Raw genomic sequence first — 21695 nt, forward strand, 5'->3', positions numbered from 1 at the left:
GCCGGATTTTTCGCGACCAATCCAAGGCTTCCAGCCGGATATTTCAAATGCCTGCGAAAAGACTAACGCGGCGTTCACGATCCTTACCTAGTCATTAGGGTCTGCTTAGGCAATTTTTAAAGCTGTGGCGGTAACGTGGCGGGGATTGGGTCTTTGAGTTTTTTGTAGAGAGTACGATGACCGATCTGGTTAGACCTAGAGTTAAGTATGTTATCGGGCCCGACGGCAGCCCTCTCACGATTGCCGATCTCCCGCCGACCAACACGCGTCGCTGGGTTATCCGGCGCAAGGCGGAAGTGGTCGCGGCGGTGCGCGGCGGGCTTTTGAGCCTCGAAGAGGCATGCCAGCGCTACAAGCTGACCACCGAGGAATTCCTGTCCTGGCAGGCGTCGATCGACGAATATGGCCTTGCCGGGCTGCGCACCACGCGCATCCAGCAATACCGGCACTAGGGCCGGGCTGAAGATACAAAAGGGCGCGGCATGCCGCGCCCTTTTGCTTTCTAGGTCGTGACCTTGTCGGTCATGTCGTCAGCGCCACCTTGCCGATCGGCCTGGTGGCGAGAAAGGCGTGGGCGGCCCCGGCCTCTTCGAGCGGGACGCTCTTCGCCACATGAACGCTGAGCTTGTTCGCGTCGATCAGCCGGCCAAGCTCCACTAGGCCTTCGCGGTCGGGCATGACGGATATGCGCTCGACACGGATGTCGCGCGCGCTGGCCAGCGCCCTGGTGGTGTCGTTCAGGTCCAGCAAGGACACCAGCACGCCGCCGTTCCTGATGGCCTTCAGCGAGCGTTCGGCATGGTCGCCGCCGATCGGGTCCAGCACCAGATCGATGTCTCTGATCAGGCCGCCCCGGGTGTAGTCGATGGCCTCGTCGGCGCCGAGCTTACGGGCGAAATCGAGCTTGTTGGGGCTGGCGGTGGCGATGACGTAAGCGCCGGGCGCCTTGGCGATCTGCACCGCCAGGTGGCCGACCCCGCCGGCCGCCGCAGGCACCAGCACGCGCTGGCCCGATTTCGAGGCGCCATGGCGGACACGGCCCTGCCAGATGGATAGTGATCACGATTCCCCCTTCGGCTACGATGCGTTCCGGCGGACGTGTCCTTCCCATACCGTGCTCGAGATGCTGGCCAGCAAATGGGTGTATCTGGTGGTTTGCGCGCTGCGCAAAGGCCGGCTGCGCAATGGCGAGCTAGCCCGCAAGCTCGAAGGCATCACGCCCAAGATGCTGGCGCAGACATTGCGCGTGCTCGAGCGCGATGGCCTGGTGCGCCGTGAGGTCTTTCCAGTCATTCCGCCGCGCGTCGAATATGAATTGACCGAGCTCGGCCAGAATCTGGGAGGGCTGCTAACCCAGATCAGGGCATGGGCGGAGCAGCACGCGCCTGTCATCAAGGATGCCCGTGCCAGGGCGATAGCCGTAAGTGAGGGGGATTGGGCCGCCTAGAGCGGGGATCTCGCGGCAAGTGGGTGGTTCTTCGGGCCGACGGCCCGATGAGCACCCCGCCCGCGACGGTGCCGATCTCGCCGGTTCAGCCGATCATGGCGCTGCGGCCACCGGTTTCGGCCTCGCGGACCTTGGTGTCGCGCGATTCCAGCATTTCAGCCTTGGAAAGCTCCGCTTCAGCTTCGCCGAGTAATGATTCGGCAGCGCTTCGCTGTTGGGCGAGGTCGCTTTGCGAATTTCTGAGGTTGTCGCGGCGCAAGCGCGCCGCCTTGGCGAAGGTCGGATAGGCGAAATGATTGATGTCGGTGATGCCGGCTTTCTTTTCCTCGGCGGTGATCTGAAGCTCCAGTTCGACGGCCATGCGTTCGAACTCGGCGATCATCATGTCGAGCTGCAGCAGCTGCCGCCGCTTCTCATTCACCTGAAACTGTTTCAGCCGAACGAGGTTTTCACGTGACTTCATGATTCGGTACTCCCGGAAACGCACACCCGCACATATCGTCCAAACCACCTGGAAAGGCCCAGGCGTTGCCCGTGTCCACCGGCATCTCCCGAACTATGGGAAACAAAACCCTAAAGTTTTTTGCCTGCGGTAACCATTCGTTTACGGGCATTGTTAATCATACGGGTCAGGACTTAAGGCCGGGTAAAAATTCCGGCCGCCGAAGCGAAGGCGCGTCGATGAGTCCCTGGAGTCGCTTAGTCCAGGTTGTTAATGTGTTGCATTAGGAATTTGGGTATGAGATTCGTTATTAGATTCAAGAGGGTGTAGAAAGCGGTTAAAAAATCTGATACCGTCATGAGCGGGAAATTAGGTTTTATTAACCATTCAATGGCAGCCTCTGCACAAGGCAACCACTGCTCCGGGGCAGGACGGGTCGTGAAATGATCCGGCAGCAGAAAAGGGGAATGAAATGCGTGTTCTGCTGATAGAAGATGACAGTGCAACCGCACAAAGCATCGAACTGATGCTGAAATCGGAAAGTTTCAATGTCTATACGACGGACCTCGGCGAAGAGGGTGTCGATCTGGGCAAGCTCTACGACTACGATATCATCCTTCTCGATCTCAACCTGCCCGACATGTCCGGCTACGAGGTCTTGAGAACGCTTCGCCTCTCCAAGGTAAAGACGCCGATCCTGATCCTTTCCGGCATGGCCGGCATCGAGGACAAGGTACGCGGCCTCGGTTTCGGCGCTGACGACTACATGACCAAGCCGTTCCACAAGGACGAGCTGGTTGCGCGCATCCATGCCATCGTGCGGCGCTCCAAGGGCCACGCCCAGTCGGTCATCACCACCGGTGACCTGGTGGTCAACCTCGACGCCAAGACCGTCGAGGTCGGCGGCCAGCGCGTGCATCTCACCGGCAAGGAATACCAGATGCTGGAGTTGCTCTCGCTGCGCAAGGGCACCACGCTGACCAAGGAAATGTTCCTCAACCACCTCTATGGCGGCATGGACGAGCCGGAATTGAAGATCATCGACGTCTTCATCTGCAAGCTGCGCAAGAAGCTCGACGCTGCGTCAGGTGGCCAGAACTACATCGAGACGGTCTGGGGCCGCGGCTACGTGCTGCGCGAACCCGAAGACATCCGCGTCAGCGCCTGAGCGGCGAGCGCCGCCCGAATCATTGCCATCATCGACGAAAACCCGGCTTCGGCCGGGTTTTTTGCGTCATGGATCAGCGATGAGAGGCCTCTGCCGCCTCAAGCTGCGATTTTCAGGTTGCGAAAGCGCTCGAGCAACTGCGGGCGATTGAATGGCTTCAGCAGATAGCCCTGGGCGCCGGCGCGCTTGGCCCGCATGATCGAGGCGATGTCGAGCTCGACCAGCGAGATCAGGATCTGCGGCCGTATCGGGCTTTCCATGGCGCGTACGCGGCGGATGAGGTCAACTGCCTGCACGTCCGGCAGGGCGCCGTCGACGACGATGATGTCGGGCATGTCGGCGGCGCACATCTCCAGTGCATCAAGCCCGCTGGCTGCTTCGATCACCACCATGTCGGAACCGCCCAGGATGCGTTTTGCAACCTTCCTGATCACGCTTGAATCGTCGACGAACATGCAGCGTTTCATTTCCGGGTCCTCTTTGCCATGGGGCAATCCGGTCGTGCGGGGTATCTGGTGAACACCCTAGGCCGATCTGGTAAAGAACCCGAAAAGTCTTTAGGTAAAATTTTTGGAAAGATGCCGCTAGAGAGGCTTTTCTTCGCGAATGCTTCGCTGTCGCTGCGGATTGAGCAGTCACGGCAATATTACGTCGCTGAAATACTTCGTTTTCCCGGCAAGCCGGCCGGACGTTCAGGCTGCCGAAAGCACGATTTCTTCCGGCGTCGCATGGATCGATATCGTCATGCCGGCCTCGCGGGCCAGCAGCAGCGTGTAGTAAGGTTGCACCGAGTGCGCATCGATCGGCTCTTCCGGCTTGTGACCGGAATGCAGTTCGAGGAATTTCGGCGGCACGCGCAGCATCGGGCCGCTTGCCGAAAGCGAGAGACGCGGCTCGGTCTCGAGATTCTCGAGGGTGACGACCAGCTTGCCGCCACGCGGAATGGCGGCGTTGGCGACAAGGAGCAGGTTGAGCAGCAGCTTGACCTTGTTCTTGGGCAGAAGCGCGCGCGCCCCGTTCCAGGTCAGTTCCGGCTTTTCATTCTTGAGGAAGGCGATCGCCACCGCTTCAGCGTCGCCGGTGTCGATCAGCATGCCGGCGGAGCCTGCCGCGCCGAAGGCGATGCGGGCGAACTGCAACCGCGCCGAGGCGTTCTTGGCGCTCTGGCGGATCAGCCGCATGGCGTCTTCGTCGGCGCCGCCCTCGTCAAGCAGTTCAAGCCCATTGTTGATCGCGCCGACCGGCGAGATGATGTCGTGGCAGACACGGCTGCACAGAAGCGCCGCGAGGTCAGGCGCGGAAAGGGTGAACAGATCGGCCATCGGTGAAAATCCCTGCAAAATTCCACAATTCCTGGCCGAGCGATTGATCGTCGCGTCTGCCGACACGAATCACGCTTCAACCCGAGGCTTTCTGAATACACAGCACCCGTACGTACAGCAACAAATCCAAAATTGTCGTCGGCGCAAATGGCGCGGTTGCGCGGACTTTCAGCGCCGCGAGACCGCAAAAGCCAGCCTTCGAACCGCCATCTTCGTGTGGGAGTTAATGGTTGAAAAAGGATTACGGCATAGTTTGCCCCTAACAGTCATCCTTAACGGCCGCCTAAAGAGCCGGACCGGATGCGAGGCGTCGGCGAAAGTGCTCCATGACGGAGATTGGAAGCATGTTTTCCCGATTCTACGACCGGAGTTCCCTCCGCGTCATCTCAGGCCGGACGTTTCTCCGTGTCTGCTCAATGGCTATCGCGCTCATGGGCGTCCTCGTCTTTTCGACTTCAGCCCTGCGGGCCCAGGAGTACACCGCTCAGGAGATTATCGATTCCGGTCACAAGTTCTTCGGCGCGACATCGGGTGGGCTCGCCACCGTCGTCGAGAAGATCTTCGCCTCCTATGGCTTGCCCAATGGCTATCTGCTCGGTGAGGAGGGGTCCGGCGCGCTGATCGGCGGGCTGACCTACGGCGAAGGCACGCTCTACACCAAGAATGCCGGCGATCACAAAGTGTTCTGGCAAGGCCCGTCGCTAGGCTGGGATTTCGGCGGCGAGGGGTCCCGGGTGATGATGCTGGTCTACAATCTCGACGATGTCAGCAATCTCTACAACCGCTACGGCGGCGTCGCCGGGTCGGCCTATGTGGTGGCGGGCGTCGGCTTCAATGTGTTGAAGAACAACAATGTGCTCCTGGTGCCGATCCGCACCGGCGTCGGCGCCCGGCTCGGCGTCAATCTCGGCTATCTGAAACTGACCGAGCGGGCGACCTGGAATCCGTTCTGAGTCCGACCGATGATGACCGAAATGCCAAGTTTTCGATGGGAATTCTAGGCCTTTGACCCTCCACACGCTGTGGCAAGCTCTTGCCGCAGCGCCGGATTTCCGCCATGCCAGTATGATGCGGTCCAGTTCCGGCGGTTGCCGCCGATAGCGGGTAGTCCTTTGGTTCAGTCGGTTCTGTTCTTTGCCCTCGGCTTTCTCTGCGCCGGCTTTCTGGCGCTGATGGTGGCTCCGGCCGTCTGGCGCCGTGCCGTCGCGTTGACCCGCAGGCGCATCGAGGCCTCCATCCCGCTGACGCAGACCGAAATCCAGGCAGACAAGGACCGCATCCGGGCGGAATACGCCATGGCAACGCGCCGCCTCGAAATGAACGTCAAGGCGCTGCGCGAGAAAGCCGCCGAACAGCTCGTCGAGATCAGTCGTGGCCATGAAACGTTGAAGGAATTGGCGATCGAACGCACGGACAAGAACCACGCGCTCGCCGAACTCGGCGCCAAGAACGAGGCGCTGCGGCAGCGCGAAGAGGACCTGCACCGGCTTTCGGAGCGGCTCAAGGAAACCGAACGCAAGCTGGAGAAGCGGGCGCTGGAGCTCGAAAAGCTGGAGCAGATGTATGACGATGCCAGTTTTTCCTCCTCCAGCCGGCAGATCGAGCTCGTGGCGCGGGAGTCCGAAGTGCAGAAGCTGGCCAGCGACATCGCGCTGCTGCGCGGCCAGCGCAAGGAAGCGGACCGGCGCCAGCAGGAGATCGCGGCCGAAAGCAAGGCCGCGCGCGAAGCGCTGAAGGCGGAGAAGAAAAGGGTGGCCGAACTCGACAAGAAGGTCGAACGGCTGCTGGCGACTCTCGCCGATCGCGAGGACAAGCTCGACCGTCGCGAAAAGGAGCTGGCGCGGCTGCGCGAAAAGGCGAAGGCCGAGGAGGGCGGACCGGCCCTGCGGCTGGTCGGCAGGCCGGATGAAGCGGGCCGGCCCGACGAGGCCAAACAGCGCGATGATCTCGACCAGGCGATCGCCAAGCTCGACAGGGACCGCGAGCGGCTGGAGGCCAGGCTCACGGCGCTGGCGCGCGAGAACAAGCGGCTCAGGGCGGATCTCGGCGCCGCGGCATCGTCCGGCACGGCGAATGCGAGTGCCGCGCTGCGCGAGCAGATGAACGAGCTGGCGGCTGAAGTCGTCCACCTGACGGCCAAGCTCGAGGGGCCCGATTCCCCGATCGCCAAGGCGCTGGCGGCACCACAGGACAGCCGATCCAACGGCGGCGATCGCAGCCTCGCCGACCGCGTGCGGGCCTTGCAGAAGGCGGACGCGAACTGAAGCGGCGGTGCGCCGCAGTCGCTTGCTCAACGATGCGAGAAGTGATGCAGGGCAATGGCTGACGCGGCGGCGACATTCAGGCTGTCGAAGCCTCTCGACATGGTGATCCGCACGGTTTGCAGGCGCGCAAGCAGGCTTTCCGGCAGGCCTTCGCCCTCGGTGCCGAGATAGAGCGCCAGCCGCTTGGCCGGTCTTGCATCGCTGATGTCGATGTTTCCGCGCGGCGATAGGGCGAATTGTTCGAAATCCCGTTCGGCGAGCATTGCCGTAAAGCCTGACGTGTCGCTGAAGGACGCAAACGGGATCTTGAGCGCGGCGCCGACGGAAACGCGGATCGCCTTGCGGTACAGCGGGTCGCAGCATGTCGCATCCATCAGCACCGCATCGGCGCCGAAGGCGGCGGCGTTGCGGAAGATCGAGCCCATATTGTCGTGGTTGGCGATGCCGACGAGCACCACCACCAGGGCCTGGCCGGGCAAGGCATCCAGCAATGACGTGGCCGCTTGCGGCGTCTCCTTGCGACCGATGGCCAGGATGCCGCGATGCATGTGGAAGCCGGCGATCGCATCCATCACCGCGCTGGTGACCACGTAGACCGGCAGGTCTGCCGGTGCCTTGTGCAGGATGTCATTCAGGCCGCCGAGCCGGTTTTCCAAGACCAGTATGGATTCGGCGCCGAAGCGACCGGACGACAGAAGCAAGTCGAGAACCACCTTGCCTTCGGCGACGAAACGGCCTTGCCGGCCGGCAAGATCGCGTTCGCGAATATCGAGATAGGCGGCGACGCGTGAGTCCCGTGGGTCGTCGATGCGAATTGGGTCCATGTCCTGCGCTCAAACATCGAGAGCGTGGCTCGTGCGTTGGAGAGACGCACAAGCCACGCTCCGGAAATCGTCAGCGAGGTAAGCAGCCGCAGCAGCGTCCGGTCAACTCCCGGCGCGGCGCAATCTCTGTGCCATCTGGGACAGGTCCTCCTTGCCGGTACCGAAAATACCATCCAGCATGACAAGCAACTCGCGCACCGCGTCGGATTTGCAGGAATAGTAGATCATCTGACGGTCGCGGCGGGTTTCCACGAGGTCGAGCGCCCGCAGCTTGGCCAGATGCTGCGAGAGCGCGGATTGGCTGAGCATCACCTTGTCGGCGATGGCACCGACCGACATTTCACCGTCGATCAGATAGCTCATAATCAGGAGCCGCTTTTCGTTGCCCATGAGCATCAAAAATTCGGCAGCAGATTCGGCGTTGGCGATTAGCTTTGTCGAGACCATGAATGCCCCATGCTGTTGTGCTCATCGAGGCGCCATGGGGGCAATGGTGCCTGAATCCATAAATTCACTTGCGAAAGGCTACCGACGAGTCGGCGCCGCCTCTGAAACGTAGAACATTTCTTTCAAATCTCAAGTGTTGCTTTTGATCAAACGCAATTAAGTTTCGCTATTTGCCTGTCCCGCAGCCCGGCCGCCCCAGGCCATTTCGACCAGGGCGGGTCGCAAACCCTTCACTGACACCAGAGGTTGTGGAAAGAATACCCGGCAAACCCTGTCTCCCAATACGAGATCCATGCCTTCAGCGTCAAAACCGGCGATGCTCCAGCCGTCGCCAGATGCCCCGGCGTAATGATGGGCGTAAATTGCGATCGCGTCCAGATGGTCCGCGTTCATGTGCTCGACCGCGGACTGTTCGCTCGCCGCAAGTTCTTCGATGATGGGTCCGACGCTGATAAGATCGGAGCGATCGAGCAGATAGGCCTTGCCGAAGCCGCCATTGAGGCTGGCGCGCTGCGGCTCGAGGCGAAAGATCGAGAAGTCGCCAAGCCCGGCATACAGGCTTGCCTTGGGATTGCGGTTGAGATAGCGGCGCTCGGCGCGGGCGTGCGTGTCAGTGCCACGCTCGAGCCGCGATGCCTGGCAGATCAGCGTCAAGCGGGGATGCGCCAGCGGGTCTCCCTTGCCCGGCTCTCCGAGCAGCAGGGAACAGCGTGGATCGGCAAGCATGGCGGGCGTGTGCGCCGAGAGCATCGAGACCAGGATCAGCGGGGCGCCGTCGATATCGGTGGCGACACCAACCCGGCTCGCCAGCGGCGACCCGGTCTGCGGTTCCAGCACCGCCAGGGCACCGAAGCGGGCGCTGCGCAGAAGCGTCTTCGCCAAGCGGATCGCCTCGGCGTCGGTCTCGCGGATCACGTCCTTCTTTCGATCGTCCAAGGTCTCGTCCTGCTAAGTTGATTTTCCTATTCCACCTATCGGACGATGATGCCGGTCCTGGCAAGCGTACTGTGTAATTCGCAAGAGCATGCGCACTTCTGGACTTATACTACTTCGGCGCCATGCGGATGGCGCCGTCGAGGCGGATGGTTTCGCCGTTCAGCATCTGGTTTTCGATGATGTGCAGGGCAAGCGCGGCATACTCGGACGGTTCGCCGAGGCGGGACGGGAAGGGCACGGCGGCGCCGAGCGAATCCTGCACCTCCTGCGGCATGCCGGCCATCATCGGTGTCTTGAAGATGCCGGGCGCGATGGTGCAGACGCGGATGCCGGAACGCGCAAGATCGCGCGCCACCGGCAGGGTCATGCCGACCACGCCGCCCTTCGAAGCGGAATAGGCGGCCTGGCCGATCTGGCCGTCATAGGCGGCGACCGAAGCGGTGTTGACGATGACGCCACGTTCGCCGCCCTGCAGCGGGTCGAGCCTGGCGGTGCGGTCGGCGACCAGGCGGATCATGTTGAAGGTGCCGATCAGATTGACCTCGATCACCTTGCGGTATTGATCCAGTGGATGCGGCCCGTCCTTGCCGATCGTCTTCACGCCAATGGCGATGCCGGCGCAATTGACCAAAAGGCGCGGCTCGCCAAGCTTGCTCGCCGTCTCGGCGACGGCGGCGGCGCCGCTGTCGGCGTTGCTGACGTCGCATTGCACGGCAATGCCGCCGATTTCAGCCGCAACCTTGGTGGCGCGGTCGATGCCGACATCGAAGATGGCGACGCGGGCACCCTTGGCGGAAAGCGCGCGAGCCGTTGCCTCGCCAAGGCCGGAGCCGCCGCCGGTGACGATCGCGATCTGGCCGTTAGGGTTCATGGCGTCATCCTCTCCCGGAGCAATCCATTATTTCACGAAAGCACCGAACCGTTTCACATCTTCCTGGAATTGCTCCAAGAAAACAGGGATGGATCAGGCCCGGATCGACGGTCAAGGTCAAGCCATCGCCTAGACGTGCTCGGCGACCCTGGCCTGGCTGGCATGACCGACCTCGCCCGTGAGCCTGGCCACCGCGCCCGGCGTGATCTCGTGCGACAGAAGCCGGTCGAGATCGACAGGGCGCGGCATTGAGATCTGGCCGCGCGGGATGCGCTTGAAGCCGAGCGGCCCGTAATAGGGCTCGTCGCCGACCAGGATGACGGCGGGCACGCCGGCCTTTGCAGCCGCTTCCAGCGCGATCGCCACCAGCCGGCGGCCGATGCCGAGGTTCTTGAAGGCGGGCCGCACCGCGAGCGGCCCGAGCATCAGCGCGCGTCCGGCACCGGCGGCTATGCGGGTCATTCGCACCGAGGCGACGACGCGATCGCCATCGACCGCCACAAAGGACAGCGCGCGCTCGTGGCCGCCGGCTTCGCGGATCTTGTAGGCGGCAAGCACGAAGCGGCCGGGCCCGAAGGCCTCGTCATTGATGGCATCGATTTCGGGGTCGTGCGCGGGAGTTTCCGGCAAGTATTTCACGTCGGCAAGGCTCATGGTCTTTGCGTTCCGGTAGAGGAGGAAAGGTTGCTGCAAACGGCAGCGTTCGCCAGTCAGCGCTTCATCAAGCGCGGGCGCCCTTTCGTCGTCGGTCAAACCGGATCAAGGCAAAGTCGAACATGCGGAGTGTCCGCTAGCATCAATTTTCGGCCGCCGCAATTGGCCTGATGTGTTGGTCGTCTCCGTCAAGTGACGGTCTGTTCAGCGCCTGACGCCTTCGGCGGCGCAACCCTGGACCTAAATAATGGGAAAGGACGCAAGGAGAATCGCATGGGATTGCTGGTGGAGGGCAGGTGGCAGGATCGCTGGTACGATACCGCTGACAACGGCGGCAGGTTCGTGCGAACGCAGTCGCAATGGCGTGACTGGATCACCGTCGACGGGGCGCCGGCCGAAGGCCGGCGGCGCGGCTTCAAGGCCGAACCGGGGCGCTACCATCTCTATGTCTCGCTCGCTTGTCCGTGGGCGCACCGGACGCTGATTTTTCGCGCGCTGAAGAGGCTCGAGGGCATCATCTCCGTCTCGGTCGTGCATCATTTCATGGGCGCCAATGGCTGGACATTCCTGGGCGAGGACGGCGCCACCGGCGACACGCTTTACGGTCTCGATTTCCTGCACCAGATCTATGCCAAGGCCGATCCCGCCTATTCCGGCAGGGTGACCGTGCCGGTGCTGTGGGACAAGAAGGAGCAGACCATCGTCTCGAACGAGTCTTCCGAGATCATCCGCATGCTCAATTCGGCATTCGACGCATGGGGCGATGCAAGCCTCGACTTCTATCCCGGGGACCTGCGCAATGAGATCGACCGCGTCAACGCGCTGGTCTATCCCGCGGTCAACAACGGCGTCTACCGCGCCGGCTTCGCCACCACGCAGCGTGCCTATGAGGAGGCGTTCGGCGAACTGTTCGCGGCGCTCGATACGTTGGAGGAGCGGCTGTCAAAACAGCGCTATCTCGTCGGCGACCGCATCACCGAGGCCGACTGGCGGCTGTTCACCACGCTGGTGCGCTTCGATCCGGTCTATGTCGGCCATTTCAAATGCAATCTGCGGCGCATCGCCGACTATCCGAACCTGTCGAACTATTTGCGCGATCTCTATCAGGTGCCTGGTGTCGCCGCGACCGTGAACCTGCATCACATCAAGGCGCACTACTACGGCAGCCACGAAACGATCAATCCGACACGAATCGTGCCGGTGGGGCCGGAGCTTGACTATGGGGCGCCGCATGATCGGGCAAGATTCGCGATCTGAGATCTGCAATACCCGCGGCGGGCATCGTCGCTATCGGAAGGTTTCCGTGTTGATGCGAGCCTGCCTGGCAAGCTCCGCTTTCAGGAAACTTTTGCCCATGCGGCTGGAGTAGCCCAGGGCGTTGATAGCGAAAACCACAAGCCCGGCAAACAGCAAGATGAAAACCCAGACGAGGGCAGGCAAGGTATCGCTTCCCGGCATGGCTCCGCCCGCAACGGCAAGGCCTACCAGCATCAGTGAAAGCAGGCACGAGGCCAGAGACGAAAAAAGCGTTATCTTCCAATATTCGTCTCGATTGAAAAGCCGAAGGTTCCTGTTGATGAATTTGTAGGAGGCGAAAGAGGTCGACCCGAACGCAATAGCGAAGCCGCTTGCATGGCCAAAGCTGTCGGGTAGCGACGGAGCCATCATCGCCACGCCCATAAACACAACGGTCAAGCCCACCATCATAAGACTATAAAAGCCGACATAGGGCCAAACGCTCACTGATCTTGCTTGTTCGACATCCATGGAATCACGCCCGTTATTTTCCTGATCAGTATAGCTCAGAGGTTTTTTGCGGCTAAGGCAAGCTTACCAATAGGGCGATGCGGGTTCCTCCCCAAAAACTTCGGCGATCCGTCGCAGCGTTGCCGGCGTCGTTCCCTCCGGCAAGCCATCGAGCGGGAAGAAGCCGGCCTCGGCGATCTCGTGGTCCGGCAGCTTCGGCACCGCCTGACTGAAATGCTCTATGACGTAGAAGCCGACATGGTCGCGGCGGCTGGAGCGGCAGTTGAAATGCATCGACTTCAGCACTGCCGGCGCGTTCAGCGCGATGTTGCCTTCCTCGGCGAGTTCGCGCACCAGCGCCTCGGCCAGCGTTTCTCCGACCTCGACGCCGCCGCCGGGAAGCTGCCAGCCGGGCACGTAGGTATGGCGGATCAGGAAAACGGAATTCGTCGCGGCGTCATGGACGAGGCCGCGCACGCCGAGTGTCATTGGCCGCCGCAGTACGAAATAGAGGTGGAAGAGCCTGGCCCGCAACCCCGGCCAGCCGGTCTGGCGGAAGATGTCGTCCGGATTTGCCATCAGGTGCCAAACCGTGGGTGATAAAGGAAACCTTGAGTGGAAAGCGGGGCGCTGGTCGCCTATGAGGGGTGGATGTTCAGGCTCGCGCATATTTCCGATGTCCATCTGGGGCCGCTCCCCGATGTATCTTATCGCGATCTCGCCTCCAAGCGCGTGCTCGGCTACGTCAACTGGCAACGCAATCGCCGGCGCCATATGCATGACGCCGTCATCGACGCCATCACGGCCGACATCAAGGCGCAGAACCCCGACCACCTCGCCGTCACCGGCGACCTCGTCAATCTGGCGCTCGACGGCGAGATCGAGATGGCCAAGCACTGGCTGGAGACGCTGGGATCGCCGAACGACGTTTCCGTGGTTCCGGGAAACCACGACGCCTATGTGCCCGGCGCCTTCGACAAGGTCTGCCGCGCATGGGCGGCCTGGATGAGCGGCGACGGCGTCAACACGCCGGTCGACCGCAACGCGTTCCCCTATCTTCGCGTGCGCGGCAATGTCGCGCTGATCGGCGTCTCGACGGCGCGCGCCACGGCACCCTTCATGGCCAACGGCTTCTTCATGGAAGGGCAGGCGGAGCGGCTCGGCAAGATTCTGCGCGACACTGGCGGGCAAGGCCTGTTTCGCGCGATCATGATCCACCATCCGCCGGTGCGCGGCGCCGTCTCGCAGCACAAGCGGCTGTTCGGCATCGCCCGCTTCCACAAGGTCATTCGCAAGAACGGTGCGGAACTCGTCCTGCACGGTCATTCGCATCTGCCGTCGTTGTTCCAGATCGGGCTGCGCGGCGCCAAGGTTCCGGTGATCGGTGTCGCCGCAGCCGGCCAGGCGCCGGGCGGCAAGCATCCGGCCGCACAGTACAATCTGCTCGATATCGACGGCGAAAAGGGCAATTGGCGCATCCGCCTGACGCGGCGCGGCCTGACCGGGCCGGCGATACCGCCCGCCGATCTGCAGACCTTGGAACTGGGTGTGGAGGCCAGCGCTTCTACGGCCGCAGGCTGAACACCACGGCCACGAGGCGGTCCCACAACAGGGCGACCGACACCGCCAGGCCGACCAGCGCGCCGGCGGCGACAAGGCCAAGGCCTGACAGGAAGGCCGACCAGCCCTTGCCGCGTTGCGGCGACCGCAGCGGCGGCTCGGCCTCCGCCACCTCGGCGCGCGTCATGCCGGCGACGGCCGGCTCGACCCCGCCCTCCATCATCCTCTGGCGCTCGACGATGCGCTCGGCGACATAGCGGGTCACCGAATCTGCAACCGGCCTCATCTCGGTCGATTCGGCAAGCACCACGCGGCCGATGCGGGTGTCCTTGAGGAAGCGGTAGGTGCGGCGGTCGCGCCCCATGGCGACATGGCTGACGGCGTCGATCCACAGGCGCGGCTGCAGCCCTGACGAAACGACGAAGTCGAAATTGTCCATGTCGGCGGGCACATCGGCAAAGACGGGTGCGAGTTCGGCGGCCAGGAGATCGAGGCGCATGCGATGCGCCTCGCGCATGTCGACGACGACATCGTCGCGGTCGGCGAAGGCGTTCTTCACATCACGGATGGCATCGGACAGCCTTCTTGACGGATCGATCTTTTCGCCTGCGTCCTTCATCGGCGTCTGCCTCGCGGGTTTGGTTAACACGGGGTTAACACAGACGCCGGCAAAATGCACTGGCGAGATGAAGCGGACCGATGGGTTCCGGGATGTGACGCTTGAACGTGATGCGGTAGCTGCGGTGTCCTGCCATGGTTCTCTCTCCGAAAACCCGACAGCACTGGCAAATCCTCAATCCGTCCACCCGCAGGGCGCACTCGAACCGAGGTCACCGTTGGGCGGCAGGCATTAAGCAACTCAACTGGCGGCGGCGAGTTTGGGGCGAAGGGGTCTGGCCCGACGGTTGATATTGCGCCGGATGATGCTGGCGATCAGATCAGGCGCTTCCTCGATCAGCATATGGCCGGCCTCAAGCACGTGATGCACATGAAAGCGCGCCGGCAGGTCGTCGGCCTGGGTGAATGGCAGCACTGCGTCATCACTGCCCCATACCACCATCACCGGCATGGTCAGTCTGTCCAACTGCTCACGCGAGATGACGCCTTGGCGGTCGTCCCTGGTCATAGCAGCGGCGATCTCGACGAGTTTTTCCGATTGTCCGGGCCGCTTGCGCATTTCGCAGAGCGTATCGGCGATGCGATCAAAAGGTAGCGCCCGTGGACCCGACATGGCGGCAAGGCAGGCGAGGATCTCGGACCGGCTCTGTGCGCCGGCATAACGACGCAACAGCGACCCGTTGATCTCCGGGCCGAAGCCGCCGGGCGCCAGAAGCGTCAGCGACGCCACCCTCTCCGGCTCGGCCAGAGCCATCAAGGTCGCCACCGCTCCGCCCATCGAATGGCCAACGAGATGGATGCCTTTGGCCCTGCGGGCCGCAAGGTCGGCAAGAACGGCCCTTGCCGCCACCTTTGCAGGCCCGGCATCGGGAAAGTCGAGCGACAGGCCATGGCCCGGCAGGTCATAGGCAAGCGTGCGCGCGGAAGGTGCGAGCGCGACGGTCACGTCGCGCCAGACGTCCGCGCAACCGCCGAACCCGTGCAGTAAGACGATGGTCTTCGAGCCGGCACCCATTTCGGCAGCGTGAAGCGATGAGATCATGGAAGCGGAAGGTATCAAATTGCGGGAACGCTTGAATGCGACTGGATTGCTCTTTGTCCAGAGCGATGGCCAGTAAAACTTTCGCGATTTCGCGAGCGCTGGCATGTCATCCAGGGGTTCGTCCGGCAAAAGCCGGGAAATCAGCCCGATCGGCGCTTCGTCCCGTGCGCGCGAACGCCCAACAATTCCATTGGTCCAAACAGTCCCGACCTGCCGAGGTCAGCTGGCGGCGCCGAGCCCGGCGGCGCGCAAGGCGCCGATCAGCCGCTCGGTCAGATCGGCCGGGTATTTTCGGTCAATGAAGGTCGCGCGTGGATTGGCGGCGAATTTGGGGAATTTGGTGGTCAGTTCATCGAGCAGCTTACGTGCCAGGCTGTCCTGACCGGAGATCCTGGCGCCGATCAGCCGGGCTGCAAGATAGTGCGATTTTGTCGCGGTGGTTCTCAGGGCGGAGCTGGCGATCGCGGCCTTGTTCGTGTCGCCGAGCATGAGTTCCCCGGCGAAAAGCCCGAAATCCCACCATGTCGGATGGCCGCTGGAGGCATCCACGGCATGGGCCAGAAGGGGGGTTCCCTCGGCGTAGCGGCCGGCGAAAACCAACCCGTAACCATAGGCGGCCGCCATGGCGACGTCATAGGGGTTGAGGTCATAGGCCTTGCGCATCCAGCGCAGCGCTTCGTCGGCGTTGCCAAGACGCGAATTGATGTAACCGTAGGAGCGATGCGCATAGGGACTGGTCGGCCCCATCTGCACGGCGCGATGGGCGAATGTCATCGCCTTTTCGATCGTCGCATCCGGCGGATAGGCGTAGTGGTCGTTCACGGCCTCGAGGTGCAACGAGGCGAGTTCGGAATAGACAAGCGACGATTTTGCGCCGTTTTCGGCAAGGGTTTCGAGGCAGCGATAGGCGGCTTCGTGGGTTCTGGCGTTCTGGTCGAGATAGTATTTGCCGTTGAGCAGCAGGCACTGCGTCAGGCCGTTCTGAATGCCGCTCTGTTCGATGTAGTTGTAGATCGTGCCGGACGCGGGCAGCGCGGAACTGAGGATGCCGGCTATGCGGTCCTCGACGTCCGATGGCGCGCTGTCGGCGGCCGTTAGATTGCGCGACAACAGCACACGTCCGGTCGCCACGCTTTGCAGTTCGATGGTAATCTCGCCCGCGCCCGGTCCAGGCAGGACATCGAACATGAAGCTCGTTGCGCTGGCGCCCGGATCGGTCTTGTCGACGGTGTCGCGACCGATGAAGTCGATCGTATCGAAGCCGCTCAGGCCGGCGCGCAACGAGGCGGCGACGCGGCTGGCGTCCGCGCCGCTGGCCTTGACGGCGATGTAGACGAGCGGCAGGGCCTCGCTGACCGGGGACGGTGCGATGCTGCTGGTCAGGCCCGCGCTCTCGAGCGTCGCCGGCAGATCGCCGCCGGCGAGCAGCGCGTCGCCGCCCTGGCGCAGGATCAGGACGCCCAGCATGGCGATGACCACGGCGATCGCCATCCAGAAGAAGCGGAGGTGGCGCGCCACCGAAGGCACGGGTGCAACGGCCTCCTCGGCAGCGCCGGGCTGCTCGGCTGGAGCCGCTGCCGCTGGCGTCTGCTCGGCGGGTTTGGCCCCTTCCGGCAGACGGATCGCGTTGAGCTCATAGGCCGGGACGTAGCCGCCGCGCGGGATGGCGATGCGGACGGGCTCGGCAATGCCTTCATTGGCGAAATACTGCTGCAGCAATTCGCGCAGCCGGCCTGCCTGCACCCGCACCACGGCATCGGTCGACGGATCGAAATCGCCGTCCTTGCCGAAGACGTCCATGGCGATGGAAAAGCCCTTGAGCCTGTCGGCTTCGCCGGCCTGCTCGCGTTCGACGAGATAACGGATCAGCTTGCGCGCGCGCTCGGACCGTCCGAACGTTTCGCTGGCAAGCAGTCGCTCCAGTGTCTCGCGCACTGCGGGGGCGGCAGGCGTGGCATGCTGCAAGTGTCGATCCTCTCGAAGTCGGCACAGGTTGAGGCGCGATCATATAGGGCTCGCACCACCAAACAAGTATCCACTCACTATGCGATCGCGTACCTCACCGGATAATTTTCCGGTGGTTAATGACGCGGCCGACGCCGGCTACAGGATCGGTGTGGCGCCGGTGTCAGCCGTTCAAGGCCAAGGCATTGTTCGGTCTTGAAAAATGGCCGGCGCGAGAGTGGTCGTGATCTCTCGCGCCAATCGTCGGTAAACGCTACCGCGGCTTGCGGCCGACGATGCGGTTGGCCGCCGAGGTCACCGCTTCCAGCGAGGCGGCGACGATGTTGGTGTTGATGCCGGCGCCGAACAGCTTGCCGCCGGGATATTCCATTTCGACATAGGAAATGGCGGATGCATTGGAGCCACGCTGCATCGAGTGTTCGGAATAATCGAGGACCGACATCTCCACGCCGACATGGCGTGACAGTGCATCGACGAAGCCATCGATCGGGCCTGTGCCGGTGCCGGTAATGGTCATTTCCTTGCCCTTGTCGAGGATCACTGCCTCGACCACGCGCCGGCCTTTGACCACTGTATCGGGATAGGTGTGGTGGTCGAGGAATTTCAGGCGCGCGCCCGGCTGGTCGACATAGGTTTCGAGGAAGCGCTCATAGATGCGCTTGGCGGGCACTTCCTTGCCTTCGGCATCGGTGATCGCCTGGATCGCCTGGCTGAATTCGATCTGCAGATTGCGCGGCAGATTGAGGCCGTAATCGGCCTGCAGCACATAGGCGATGCCGCCCTTGCCGGACTGCGAGTTGATGCGGATGATCGCCTCGTAGCTGCGGCCGACGTCGGCGGGGTCGATCGGCAGATAGGGCACTTCCCACAGGCCGGTGTTGGCCCTTTTCAGCGCCTTCATGCCCTTGTTGATGGCGTCCTGGTGCGAGCCGGAAAAGGCGGTGTAGACGAGCTCGCCGACATAGGGATGACGCTCGGGGATCTTCAACTGGTTCGAGTATTCGTAGACGTCCTTCATGCGGTTGATGTCGGAGCAGTCGATTCCCGGATCGACGCCTTGCGTGTACATGTTGAGCGCAAGCGTGACGATGTCGACATTGCCGGTGCGCTCGCCATTGCCGAACAGCGTGCCTTCGACGCGATCTGCACCGGCCATCAGGCCAAGTTCAGTGGTGGCGATGCCGGTGCCGCGGTCATTGTGCGGATGCAGCGAGATGATCAGGTTCTCGCGGTTGTCCAGATTGCGGCACATCCACTCGATACGGTCGGCGTAGATGTTGGGCGTCGACATCTCGACCGTCGACGGCAGGTTGATGATCAGCTTGTTGTCCGATGTCGGCCTGACGATCTCGGTGACGGCGTTGCAGATCTCCAGCGCGACTTCGAGCTCGGTGCCGGTAAAGCTTTCCGGCGAGTACTCGAAGCGATAGCCGCCGCCGGCCTTGGCCGCCATGTCGGTGATCATCTTGGCCGCGTCCGTGGCGATGCGCTTGATGCCGCCGACATCCTTTTCGAAGACGACGCGGCGCTGCAATTCGCTGGTCGAATTGTAGAAGTGCACGATCGGATTGGTGGCGCCCTTCAGCGCCTCGAAGGTGCGCGTGATCAGCTCGGGCCGGCACTGCACCAGCACCTGCAGCGACACATCGGCGGGCACGTTGCCTTCCTCGATGCACCAGCGGGCAAAGTCGAAATCGGTCTGCGAGGCCGAGGGGAAGCCGACCTCTATCTCCTTGAAGCCCATGTCGAGCAGCAGGCCGAACATGCGCGCCTTGCGCTCATGGCCCATCGGGTCGATCAGCGCCTGGTTGCCGTCGCGCAGGTCGACCGAGCACCAGATCGGCGCCTTGTCGATGACCTTGTTGGGCCAGGTGCGGTCTGTGAGGCCGACGGTCGGATAGGGTTGATATTTGCGCGCCGCGTCGGGCATGCCGCGGGCTGGTTCCACATGCTCGCCGGCGACAGCGGCATCAGGGCGGACTTGTTCTCGTGCGTTCATCGTCTTGTTCTCCCTGCTGCCCTCGGATCCGTCTCGGACGGATGGCTGGCGAGTGGTGCCTTTACCAGATTTGCGTTCGCTTGATGTGACTGCCAATTGTGTGACTGGCCAAGGAGCATGCGCTTGCGCGGCGGTTCGACCGCCGGGCGCTCCTTCAGCGAACCCGGCGATCGCCGATAAGGCCGAGAAGAAGCAGGGTCGAGGCAAGCGCGCGCACGGTCTCGCCGGCAAAGCCGGTCTGACGGGAAGCGGTGGTGGCGCGGGTGTTCATGCGGGCTCTCATACAGGAGCGCCCCCGCAGAGGCAAGCGGGGGCTCAATCCGTTGAACATTATCCCTGATGCGGGTGCTCTTCCACAGGCGCCGCAAATGCGCCAGACTCGAGCGTCGGCGGGGCTGCGCTGCGCCGCCGCCATGAGGGGGTGTCCATGAATTTCGTGTTCTTCTCGCCGCATTTTCCGGCCAACGGCGCCGATTTCTGCGACCGGCTGAAAAAGGCCGGCGCCACCGTGCTCGGCATTGGCGACGCCCCCTATGATGCGCTGAACGGCAAGCTGAAGAGCGCGCTTTCGGAATATTACCGCGTCGCCGACATGGAGGACTACGAGCCGGTGTTCCGGGCGATGGGGCATTTCATCCACAAATGGGGCCGCATCGACCGCTTCGAATCGCTCAACGAGCACTGGCTGGAGCTGGAAGCCAACATCCGCACCGACTTCAACATCTACGGCACCAAGCTCGATTTCGTGAAGAACCTGAAGCGCAAGAGCCGCATGCGCGCCTTCTTCCGCAAGAGCGGCGTCGAGACGATCGCGCAGCGCAAATGCTCCGACCGCGCCGGCGCCATGACCTTCATCCGCCGCGTCGGCTATCCCGTGGTGGTAAAACCCGACAGCGGCTCCGGCGCCTCTAATACCTTCAAGATCTCCAACACAGGGGAGCTCGACCAGTTCTTCCGGGACAAGCCCGAGGACGTGACCTTCGTCATGGAGCAATTCATCGAGGGGCTGGTGGTGACATATGACGGGCTGGTCAACCGCGACGGCGATGTGGTGCTGGCGGCCAGCCACCGCTACGACCAGAGCGTCATGGAGGTGGTCAACAAGGACCGCCATATGAGCTACACCTGCTTTCCCCATATCAGGCCGGCGGTCGAGGAGGCCGGCCGCAAGATCCTGAAGGCGTTCGACGTGCGCGAGCGCTTCTTCCACATCGAGCTGTTCGAGACCAGGGACGACCGGATCATCGCGCTGGAGGTCAACATGCGACCGCCCGGCGCCTGGATGACCGACGCCATCAACTACACGTTCGACATCGACGTCTACGCGGCATGGGCCGACATGGTGGTCAAGGACGCCGCCGGCGGGCCCTATGAGGGCAAGTATTTCACCGCCTATGCCAGCCGCAAGCGGCACCTCCGCTATTTGCACAGCCATGAGGACGTGCTAGCGGCGCACGGAGACAAGATCGTCCACCATCAGGCCATCGAAGAGGTTTTCAGCCGCGCCATGGGAAATTACGCCTACCAGTTGCGCTCGAAGGATCAGGCGGCGCTGCGCGAGGCGGTCGCCTATATCCATGCGGAAAGGGCCTGAGGCGATGGACGTCTCCTATCAAAAGCATTTCTCCGGAAAGCTCGGCCGCGACATGGAATACAAGCGCTACGGCCATGCCGGCCGGCCGGTCGTGGTGTTCCCGACGTCGCAGGGACGGTTCTACCAGTTCGAGGATTCCGGTGGAGTGGGCGCATTGGCCGAGTTCATCGACACCGGCCGTATCCAGCTGTTCACGGTCGACGGCATCGATTCGGAATCGTTCTTCGACAAGCATGCCGACGCCGCGCACCGCATCGGCCGCCACGAGGCCTATTTCGGCTATGTGCGCGAGGAGGCGTTGCCGGAAATCCTGTCCACCGCATTGGCCGCCAATGGCGGGCGCAAGCTGAAGCCCTTGTTTTCAGGCTGCTCGATGGGTGGCTACCATTCGTCGAATTTCGTTTTCCGCTTTCCCGAACTGGCCAGCGGCGTCATTTCGCTGTCGGGGGTCTATTCGGCCCGCGATTTCTTCGGGAAGGCTCTGGAGGGCGACATCTTCTACAACTCGCCGCTCGATTATCTGCCCGGCATCGTCGATACCAAGCTTCTGGCCCGGCTGAAGGCGCTGCGCCTTATCTTCTGCTGCGGGCAGGGCGCCTGGGAAGAACGCATGCTGGTCGAGACGCGCCAGCTGGAACAGATCCTGCGCGACAAATCCATTCCGGCCTGGGTCGACTATTGGGGCGGTGACGTCAGCCATGACTGGCCATGGTGGCACAAGCAGCTGGTCTATTTCTTCGGCCGCTGGCTGGATGATGATTTGATGCACAGATTGGATTGATGAGGATTCCGCCGG

The 21695-nt window shown here is 62.6% G+C and carries 24 protein-coding genes; 9 read left to right on the plus strand and 15 right to left on the minus strand.

Translation table 11 applies throughout. The features are described 5' to 3' along the window. Positions 1–176 precede the first annotated feature (176 nt). Positions 177–452: a CtrA inhibitor SciP gene (gene sciP, locus C1D09_RS07470; protein WP_006203587.1), complete on the plus strand. Its 276-nt coding sequence runs from the start codon at positions 177–179 to the stop codon at positions 450–452. A 70-nt stretch (positions 453–522) separates the two neighbouring features. Here the strand turns inward: sciP and C1D09_RS07475 are convergent, their stop codons facing one another. After that, entirely contained in the window at positions 523–1002 is a 480-nt protein-coding gene (locus C1D09_RS07475; RefSeq protein WP_246135673.1) for a zinc-binding dehydrogenase, read from the minus strand. A gap of 46 nt (positions 1003–1048) precedes the next feature. On the opposite strand from C1D09_RS07475, the gene C1D09_RS07480 reads away from it, so the two are divergent. Further along, positions 1049–1447, plus strand: coding sequence for a winged helix-turn-helix transcriptional regulator (locus C1D09_RS07480; protein WP_143973669.1), 399 nt, complete (start codon positions 1049–1051; stop codon positions 1445–1447). An 85-nt stretch (positions 1448–1532) separates the two neighbouring features. Here the strand turns inward: C1D09_RS07480 and C1D09_RS07485 are convergent, their stop codons facing one another. Continuing rightward, entirely contained in the window at positions 1533–1910 is a 378-nt protein-coding gene (locus C1D09_RS07485; RefSeq protein WP_027030743.1) for a flagellar export protein FliJ, read from the minus strand. 451 nt (positions 1911–2361) lie between these two features. Here C1D09_RS07485 and ctrA point away from each other — a divergent pair, with 451 nt between their 5' ends. Beyond that, entirely contained in the window at positions 2362–3057 is a 696-nt protein-coding gene (gene ctrA / locus C1D09_RS07490; protein ID WP_006203583.1) for a response regulator transcription factor CtrA, read from the plus strand. Positions 3058–3155: 98 nt separating this feature from the next. On the opposite strand, the gene C1D09_RS07495 is transcribed toward ctrA, so the two are convergent. Together C1D09_RS07495 and chpT are read right to left on the minus strand one after the other, a co-directional pair. Then, on the minus strand, positions 3156–3524 hold the full coding sequence (locus C1D09_RS07495) for a response regulator (protein ID WP_019860755.1): 369 nt from the start codon (positions 3522–3524) through the stop codon (positions 3156–3158). Between the two features lie 225 nt (positions 3525–3749). After that, positions 3750–4379 (minus strand): histidine phosphotransferase ChpT, encoded by a 630-nt coding sequence (gene chpT / locus C1D09_RS07500; protein ID WP_143973670.1) that lies wholly within the window; start codon positions 4377–4379, stop codon positions 3750–3752. 416 nt (positions 4380–4795) lie between these two features. Between chpT and C1D09_RS07505 the strand changes: the two genes are divergently transcribed. Next, a complete protein-coding gene (locus C1D09_RS07505) occupies positions 4796–5332 on the plus strand; it encodes a DUF1134 domain-containing protein (RefSeq protein WP_246135674.1) in 537 nt (178 codons plus the stop codon). A 159-nt stretch (positions 5333–5491) separates the two neighbouring features. Continuing rightward, complete coding sequence (locus tag C1D09_RS07510) at positions 5492–6643, plus strand: coiled-coil domain-containing protein (RefSeq protein WP_143973672.1); 1152 nt, start codon at positions 5492–5494, stop codon at positions 6641–6643. Between the two features lie 26 nt (positions 6644–6669). Here C1D09_RS07510 and C1D09_RS07515 read toward each other — a convergent pair whose 3' ends face one another. The 5 genes from C1D09_RS07515 to C1D09_RS07535 all read right to left on the minus strand — a co-directional run bounded on the left by C1D09_RS07515 (position 6670) and on the right by C1D09_RS07535 (position 10375). Then, on the minus strand, positions 6670–7467 hold the full coding sequence (locus C1D09_RS07515) for a TrmH family RNA methyltransferase (RefSeq protein WP_143973673.1): 798 nt from the start codon (positions 7465–7467) through the stop codon (positions 6670–6672). A 102-nt stretch (positions 7468–7569) separates the two neighbouring features. After that, positions 7570–7914 (minus strand): ArsR/SmtB family transcription factor, encoded by a 345-nt coding sequence (locus C1D09_RS07520; RefSeq protein WP_143973674.1) that lies wholly within the window; start codon positions 7912–7914, stop codon positions 7570–7572. Between the two features lie 156 nt (positions 7915–8070). Continuing rightward, positions 8071–8850, minus strand: coding sequence for a HugZ family pyridoxamine 5'-phosphate oxidase (locus C1D09_RS07525; protein ID WP_143973675.1), 780 nt, complete (start codon positions 8848–8850; stop codon positions 8071–8073). 109 nt (positions 8851–8959) lie between these two features. Beyond that, positions 8960–9721 (minus strand): 3-hydroxyacyl-CoA dehydrogenase, encoded by a 762-nt coding sequence (locus C1D09_RS07530; protein ID WP_143973676.1) that lies wholly within the window; start codon positions 9719–9721, stop codon positions 8960–8962. 129 nt (positions 9722–9850) lie between these two features. Further along, on the minus strand, positions 9851–10375 hold the full coding sequence (locus C1D09_RS07535; RefSeq protein WP_143973677.1) for a GNAT family N-acetyltransferase: 525 nt from the start codon (positions 10373–10375) through the stop codon (positions 9851–9853). Between the two features lie 273 nt (positions 10376–10648). Here C1D09_RS07535 and C1D09_RS07540 point away from each other — a divergent pair, with 273 nt between their 5' ends. Further along, positions 10649–11632 (plus strand): glutathione S-transferase family protein, encoded by a 984-nt coding sequence (locus tag C1D09_RS07540; RefSeq protein ID WP_143973678.1) that lies wholly within the window; start codon positions 10649–10651, stop codon positions 11630–11632. Positions 11633–11662: 30 nt separating this feature from the next. Here the strand turns inward: C1D09_RS07540 and C1D09_RS07545 are convergent, their stop codons facing one another. Together C1D09_RS07545 and C1D09_RS07550 are read right to left on the minus strand one after the other, a co-directional pair. After that, positions 11663–12142 carry an ABZJ_00895 family protein gene (locus C1D09_RS07545; RefSeq protein ID WP_143973679.1) on the minus strand — a complete coding sequence of 160 codons (480 nt, stop codon included), beginning with the start codon at positions 12140–12142 and terminating at the stop codon, positions 11663–11665. A 63-nt stretch (positions 12143–12205) separates the two neighbouring features. Then, the gene (locus tag C1D09_RS07550; protein ID WP_143973680.1) at positions 12206–12700 is read right to left on the minus strand and encodes an NUDIX domain-containing protein; all 495 of its coding nucleotides are present in this window, start codon (positions 12698–12700) and stop codon (positions 12206–12208) included. A 72-nt stretch (positions 12701–12772) separates the two neighbouring features. Between C1D09_RS07550 and C1D09_RS07555 the strand changes: the two genes are divergently transcribed. Continuing rightward, positions 12773–13702, plus strand: coding sequence for a metallophosphoesterase family protein (locus C1D09_RS07555; protein WP_143973727.1), 930 nt, complete (start codon positions 12773–12775; stop codon positions 13700–13702). Here the strand turns inward: C1D09_RS07555 and C1D09_RS07560 are convergent. From C1D09_RS07560 to leuA, 4 genes are all read right to left on the minus strand, one after another. After that, positions 13686–14300: a hypothetical protein gene (locus C1D09_RS07560; RefSeq protein ID WP_143973681.1), complete on the minus strand. Its 615-nt coding sequence runs from the start codon at positions 14298–14300 to the stop codon at positions 13686–13688. The genes C1D09_RS07555 and C1D09_RS07560 overlap by 17 nt on opposite strands. A gap of 240 nt (positions 14301–14540) precedes the next feature. Next, positions 14541–15341: an alpha/beta fold hydrolase gene (locus tag C1D09_RS07565; protein WP_143973682.1), complete on the minus strand. Its 801-nt coding sequence runs from the start codon at positions 15339–15341 to the stop codon at positions 14541–14543. Positions 15342–15560: 219 nt separating this feature from the next. After that, on the minus strand, positions 15561–17306 hold the full coding sequence (locus tag C1D09_RS07570) for a tetratricopeptide repeat protein (protein WP_143973683.1): 1746 nt from the start codon (positions 17304–17306) through the stop codon (positions 15561–15563). A gap of 253 nt (positions 17307–17559) precedes the next feature. After that, positions 17560–19305, minus strand: a complete 1746-nt coding sequence (gene leuA, locus C1D09_RS07575) for a 2-isopropylmalate synthase (protein WP_143973684.1) — start codon at positions 19303–19305, stop codon at positions 17560–17562. Positions 19306–19732: 427 nt separating this feature from the next. On the opposite strand from leuA, the gene C1D09_RS07585 reads away from it, so the two are divergent. Both C1D09_RS07585 and C1D09_RS07590 read left to right on the plus strand, forming a co-directional pair. After that, entirely contained in the window at positions 19733–20899 is a 1167-nt protein-coding gene (locus C1D09_RS07585; RefSeq protein ID WP_143973685.1) for an ATP-grasp domain-containing protein, read from the plus strand. 4 nt (positions 20900–20903) lie between these two features. Beyond that, positions 20904–21680, plus strand: a complete 777-nt coding sequence (locus C1D09_RS07590; protein ID WP_143973728.1) for an esterase family protein — start codon at positions 20904–20906, stop codon at positions 21678–21680. Positions 21681–21695 lie beyond the last annotated feature (15 nt).

Source organism: Mesorhizobium intechi, assembly GCF_002879535.1.
Taxonomy (GTDB): Bacteria; Pseudomonadota; Alphaproteobacteria; order Rhizobiales; family Rhizobiaceae; genus Mesorhizobium; species Mesorhizobium intechi.